Source organism: Arthrobacter sp. ok362 (genome assembly GCF_900102785.1).
GTDB lineage: Bacteria > Actinomycetota > Actinomycetes > Actinomycetales > Micrococcaceae > Arthrobacter.
In genome coordinates this window covers 244,123-250,122 of record NZ_FNGC01000007.1, presented here as the reverse complement: position 1 = coordinate 250,122, position 6,000 = coordinate 244,123, and the positions used below count along the sequence as shown (strand labels likewise).

At 65.2% G+C, this 6,000-nt stretch carries 4 protein-coding genes and 1 pseudogene; 3 read left to right on the top strand and 2 right to left on the bottom strand.

The features are described from left to right. The 3 genes and pseudogenes from BLQ10_RS11545 to cycA all read left to right on the top strand — a co-directional run. A pseudogene (locus BLQ10_RS11545) lies at positions 1 to 496 on the top strand (lipoyl synthase); the annotation flags it as partial. 18 nt (positions 497 to 514) lie between these two features. Then, positions 515 to 1,327, top strand: a complete 813-nt coding sequence (locus tag BLQ10_RS11540; protein ID WP_091562012.1) for a methylenetetrahydrofolate reductase — start codon at positions 515 to 517, stop codon at positions 1,325 to 1,327. Between the two features lie 10 nt (positions 1,328 to 1,337). Beyond that, complete coding sequence (gene cycA / locus BLQ10_RS11535) at positions 1,338 to 2,807, top strand: D-serine/D-alanine/glycine transporter (protein WP_091562009.1); 1,470 nt, start codon at positions 1,338 to 1,340, stop codon at positions 2,805 to 2,807. A gap of 62 nt (positions 2,808 to 2,869) precedes the next feature. Here cycA and BLQ10_RS11530 read toward each other — a convergent pair whose 3' ends face one another. Next, positions 2,870 to 4,129: a cytochrome P450 gene (locus BLQ10_RS11530; protein ID WP_091562008.1), complete on the bottom strand. Its 1,260-nt coding sequence runs from the start codon at positions 4,127 to 4,129 to the stop codon at positions 2,870 to 2,872. Beyond that, on the bottom strand, positions 4,126 to 5,814 hold the full coding sequence (locus tag BLQ10_RS11525) for an FAD-dependent oxidoreductase (protein WP_091562005.1): 1,689 nt from the start codon (positions 5,812 to 5,814) through the stop codon (positions 4,126 to 4,128). The genes BLQ10_RS11530 and BLQ10_RS11525 overlap by 4 nt, the downstream gene beginning before the upstream one ends. Positions 5,815 to 6,000: the final 186 nt, after the last annotated feature.

Here is a 6,000-nt window from a genome sequence, read left to right as displayed (position 1 = left end):
GCCCGAGGTCTTCGCCCACAACGTCGAAACCGTGCCCCGGATCTTCAAGCGGATCCGCCCGGCGTTCCGCTACGAGCGCTCCCTGGACGTCATCACCCAGGGCCGCAAGCTCGGCATGGTGACCAAGTCCAACCTGATCCTGGGCATGGGCGAGACCCGCGAGGAAATCTCCGAGGCCCTGCGGGACCTGCACGAGGCCGGCTGCGACCTGATCACCATCACCCAGTACCTGCGCCCGTCCGAACGCCACCTGCCGGTGGACCGCTGGGTCAAGCCGCAGGAATTCGTGGACCTGCAGCACGAGGCGGACGAGATCGGCTTCCTCGGCGTCATGTCCGGACCCCTGGTGCGTTCCTCCTACCGCGCCGGCCGGCTCTGGGCCACCGCGATGCGCAAGAAGGGCTGGGAAATCCCCGCCGAGCTCGCCCACATCGAAAGCTCGGGCAGCACCCGCCAGGAAGCCAGCTCACTGCTCGCGACGCACGCCGGCGTCTGACACCGTAGAGGACCAAAGATGTTTCCCACACGACTTGAGATCATCCCTTCCGAGGGCATCGTCGAAAAAATCCAGGCCACAGTGCCGTTGACCACAACCCTCACCATCACGTGCCTGCCCCATCACGGCATCGAGCGGACCATGCGCACCGCCGTGCAGCTGAGCGTGCTTGGATACTCCGTCATCCCGCACCTGGCGGCGCGGAGCCTGCACGACCGTGGCCAGCTCACCGGAATTATCCGCGACTGCGATGTGGCCAGCATCGGCGAGGTGTTCGTGGTTGGCGGCGACCGGAAGCAGCCGGCCGGCCCGTACGATTCCGCCCTTCCAGTGCTGGAAGACATCGCGCAGTACTCCGGCGGCATGATGCGGACAGGCATCGCGGGCTACCCGGAGGGCCACCCCTCGGTTGGCCCCGTAGACCTGCTCGATGCCCTGCTCGCCAAGCAGCACCTGGCTTCGCACGTTGTCACGCAGATGTGCTTCTCGGCGCCGGCAATCCTTGATTACGCGGCGCTCCTGCGCCGGGAAGGTATGCGGCTGCCTGTCTGGGCCGGGGTGGCGGGTTCCGTCCCGCGGACCAAGCTGGTTTCCCTTGCCTCGCAGATCGGCGTCGGAAGTTCTTTGAAGTTCCTTAGCCGTAAGGGCCCGTTGGCGCGCAAACTCCTCAGCGGTGACCGCTATTCGCCACAAACCCTGGTGTCCGGGCTGGAAAGCCGGCCCGGCAACATCGCGGGCATCCATCTCTACAGCTTCAACGGCCTGGATTCGATTCCCGGCGGACCGGGTCAGGCGTCAACCCCAGCAGCACTCCAGCCAGAATTGATTTGAGGAGCAGCACGTGACAACTAAGACCATAACCACCCAGGAAACGCCACATCTTGAGCGACAGCTAAGCAACCGGCACATCCAGCTGATCGCCATCGGCGGCGCAATCGGCACCGGCCTCTTCATGGGCTCGGGCAAAACCATCTCGGCCGCCGGCCCCTCCGTCATCTTCGTTTACATGATCATCGGCTTCATGCTGTTCTTCGTGATGCGGGCCATGGGCGAGCTCCTGCTGTCCAACCTGAGCTACAAGTCCTTCAGCGATTTCGCCGCAGACCTCCTGGGTCCCTGGGCCGGCTTCTTCACGGGCTGGACGTACTGGTTCTGCTGGGTGATTACGGGAATCGCGGACGTCATCGCCATCGCCGGCTACTCGAAGGAACTCTGGCCGGGGCTGCCGCTGTGGATCCCGGGACTGGCAACCATAGCCATTCTCCTGCTCCTGAACCTCACCACGGTGAAGGCGTTCGGCGAGACGGAGTTCTGGTTTGCGCTGATCAAGATCATCGCCATCGCGGCGTTGATCGTGGTGGGTCTGTTCATGATATTGAGTGGTTTTCAGTCCGACGCCGGCCCAGCCACTTTCACGAATCTGTGGAGCCACGGCGGTTTCTTCCCGAATGAGTTCATGGGATTTGTGGCCGGTTTTCAGATCGCAGTCTTCGCCTTTGTGGGCATTGAACTGGTGGGCACCACCGCCGCGGAGGCCAAGGACCCGGAGAAGAACCTGCCGAAGGCCATCAACTCCATCCCCATCCGTGTGCTGCTCTTCTACGTGGGAGCCCTCATCGTCCTGATGTCCGTTACCCCCTGGACCCAGTTCCAGGCCGGCCACAGCCCGTTCATCGCCATGTTCTCGCTGGCCGGACTCGGTGCCGCCGCGACCGTGGTGAACCTGGTGGTGCTCAGCTCGGCCATGTCCTCGGCCAACTCGGGCATCTACTCCACCTCGCGCATGGTGTTTGGCCTGGCGAAGGAGGGTGACGCCCCTTCCATTTTCGGTGCCCTGTCCCGCCGCAAGGTCCCGCAAAATGCCCTGTTCCTCTCCTGCGTCCTGTTGCTCTCAGGCGTGGTGCTGATGTACGCGGGACAGGACATCGGCAAGGCCTTCGACATGGTGACCACGGTGTCCGCCGTCTGCTTCGTTTTCGTGTGGTCCATCATTCTGGCCAGTTACGTGGCCTTCCGCCGGCGTCGTCCGCACCTGCATGAGGCGTCCAAGTATCGGATGCCCGGCGGAGTTCCCATGGTCTGGGTGGTCTTCGCTTTCTTCGCCTTCGTCCTGTGGGCACTGACCACACAACCGGATACGCTGCTGGCGCTCCTGGTGACGCCGGTTTGGTTCCTTCTGCTCGGCGCCGCATGGTTCGTGCTGCGTCGGCGCCCTGCGCACCTGGCCCGCTTTTCGACGTTCCAGGCCGACCTGATCCAGGACCTGGAACGAGTGGAATCACCTGACAGGAGTACCGACCTTCGACCGTGATCAGTACTAGCGGGCCAAGCATGCCGCTGCTGCGGGCTGTTCGTTGGGCTGTTTGCTGATGTCTACTGACGAGAGGCGACGCCGTCGATGTCGATGGGCAGGTGCGAGGGACCGCGCAGGAACGGGCTTGGCCGGTAGGGCGGAGGGTCGGCGGCAAGCCGCGGGTTCTCCAGTCTGGTGGCAAATTCGGTGAGGGCGATCTGGGCTTCGAGCCGGGCCAGGGGTGCACCGAAGCAGAGGTGGATGCCGCCGCCGAAGCCGAGGTGTTGGTTGTTGGGCCGGTCCGGGATGAAGTGATCGGGGTCGGCGACGTGGGCGGGATCGCGGTTGCCTGCGGCCAGGACCAGGGTGAGGGAGGCGCCGGCCGGGATGGTCGTGCCGGCGATGTCGATGTCGTCGAGGGCTGTGCGGAAGGGAACGAAATGCACTGGCGGCTCGAAGCGCAGCAGCTCCTCGACCATCGGGATGGCAAGATCGGGGTCGTTGCGCAGCCTCTGGAGCTCGGCCGGGTGACGGAGCAGGGTCAGCACGCCGTTGGAGATGAGGTTCACGGTGGTTTCATGTCCGGCAATGAGCAGAAGAAGCCCGGTGCTTACCAGTTGCTCGTCCGGCATGCGGCCTTCCGGGCCATCATCTGTGGCCATCGCTGAAAGCAGGTCATTGCCCGGTGCCTGGCGGTGGGCCTCGACCAGCTCTTCCATGAACGCGCGCAGTTCTTTCCCGGCTTCGGCTCTCTTCTTCTGCTGAGTTTCCGGATCGAGGCCGGGATCCGTGGATTGCAGGGCGACGTCCACCCAGACCCGGAAACGTTGTTCGTCGCCCGGGGGTACGCCGAGAAGTTCGCAGATAACGGTGACGGGCAGTGGATACGCCAGGTCATCGACAACGTCGATCCTGGTGCGGCCGGACATGTTGTCGATCAGTTCGGTGACGATGTCCGTCATCCTTGGCTCCATCGCCGCGACCCGGCCCGGCGTTGTGGGCGGTCCGAAGTGGCGCATGGCGATCCGTCGAAACTTGTCATGGTCGGGCGGATCCATGCTCAGGAACGTCGGAGTCATGCCCGGGCCGTCCCCGCTGCCGTCGTCGTCGTTTTCGCCGACGGCGGCGGCGCCCGCCGCGGCGGCAGCCGGGTTGCGGTTGATGTCGGAACTTACGCGCGGGTCGTGCAGCAGGGCGGCGATCTCCGCGTAGGTGCTCACCAGATAGCTTCCGTCCGGAAGCCGTGTCACCGGCGTCTTGCGGAGATCGTCGTAGAACGGGTACGGGTTAGCCCTGTTGGAGTAGTCGAGGATCTGCTCCCAGGAGCTGGCCTGGCTCATGGTGAAGGCTCCTTTGATCGTGGGGTGGTTTCGGTGGGTCTCCGTGACGGCGTGTCACCGGCGGCGGTGTGGTTCAATCTGGCGCGGCGTTCGTTGGGATCGTGTCCCGTCACGACGACGGTCGCGTCCTGGGTGGGGCTGGCCGTGGGTCTGAACCCGGCCTGCACGGGCTGGGCATGGGCTGACTCGTCGATGTGGTGAAATGACGGCGGGAAGGGTGCGGCCTGCTCGATCAGCGGTTCATAGAAGTCGAGCCACTTGTTCTGGTTGAAGGCGACCGCCGCGACGATGCGGCCCTTGTAGCCGTAGACGGCCAGGAATCGCCGCGTGTCCACTGATCCTTGGACGATGGCGACCTCATCGGCGACCGAGGGCACCCCGACGCTCTTGATTTCGGTGCCGAACTGGACTGACCAGAATTTCGGCACCTCCAGATGCGGCCACCGTTCGGTCTCGCGGCTGACCATGTTGTGTGCCGCGACCTCGGCCTGGGAGACGGCGTTTGCCCAGTGCTCGACGGCGAGGTATTGATAGCCGTACATCGGCTGCGGGGCACGCGCTATGTCGCCGGCGACGAAGACGTCATCGGTGACCAGGCCGTTCGCGTCGAAGGCGCGGCTGCCGGCGTCGCACGCGACGCCCCATACGCCGCATGCCAGTCCGGAATCTGCGAGCCATTCGACATTGCGAACGGCGCCCAGCGCGGCGACCGCCACGTCCACCTCAAGCTTGGTGCCGTCGGACAGAACGGCCCGGCGCAGCTGCCCCGTGGCATCACCCTCAAGGGACAGGACGCGGACGCCGCATCGCAGATCCACGCCATTCTCGATCTGCAGTTCCCCGGCGACTGCGCCGATCACCTCGCCGAGGGCAGCGACGAGCGGTGCCGGACCGGCCTCCGCGACGGTGACCGGAAGGCCGAGTTCCCGACAGACGGAAGCGACCTCGCAACCGATGAACCCGGCGCCGATGACCAACACCCGACGGGGATGCCCCGCGAGGAGCTGTCGCAGGGTTGCCGCGTCCTCCCGGGTGCGCAACGTCAGGACGCCTGTCAGGCCCGCCTCTGCAGGGTTGGGCCAGGGGCGGGCCCGCAAGCCGGTGGCGATCAACACCTTGTCGAATCCGATCCGGCTACCGTCGGCGAGGTGGAGCTGCTTCGCAGCCAGGTCCAGACCGGTTGCCGGCACCCCCAGCCGCCAGGTGGCGCTGATGTCCCGGTGGCGTGGCAGTGAAGTGTCTTCTAAGGGCACAGACCCGGCCAGGACCTGTTTGGACAGCGGAGGCCGGTCGTAGGGCTCGTGCGGCTCCTCGCCGACCAGAGTCAGCGAGCCGGTGAACCCTTCCTCGCGTAACCGCTCCGCTGCGCGCAGCCCGGCCATCGATGCTCCAACGATGACGATCCGTCCGGTTCTCTTGAACGTGCCCCCGCCGTCCTCGACGGGAGCAGCCGACCAGGGTGGTGCGTCCGGATGCAGCGCTCCGTCCTGCCCGTCCAGCTGTTCGAGCCGGATGGCCTGAACCGGACACGCAGCGGCGGCCCGCCGAATCCTCGTGAGCTGCGCCCCGTCAGGGTGCGGATCGTAGGTTAGTGCCTCGTCCCCCTGGATCGTGAAGACGTCCGGGGCGAGAAAGGCGCACTGGGCGTAGCCCTGGCATTTGGTGAGATCGACGAGGATCCTCATGCCGAACTTCTCCCTCTAGGCGGACTTGCGCCGGCCGTCCGCCAACTGGCCGGCTCCTCTTCCGATCGATTCGGCCGCCCCTGACCTGTCAGGATTTCCGCTCCCTGCGGCGGGCAGCGGAACGGGGCCTACACTCGATTCCATTTCATGATTAGTGAATCGAGTGTAGGCCCCGGGGGTAAGCGG

Bases quoted from the DNA above. Each gene is read 5' to 3' on its own strand.
- BLQ10_RS11540 (WP_091562012.1), top strand. From the start codon at position 515: ATGTTTCCCACACGACTTGAGATCATCCCTTCCGAGGGCATCGTCGAA.
- BLQ10_RS11530 (WP_091562008.1), bottom strand. From the start codon at position 4,129: ATGAGCCAGGCCAGCTCCTGGGAGCAGATCCTCGACTACTCCAACAGG.
- BLQ10_RS11525 (WP_091562005.1), bottom strand. From the start codon at position 5,814: ATGAGGATCCTCGTCGATCTCACCAAATGCCAGGGCTACGCCCAGTGC.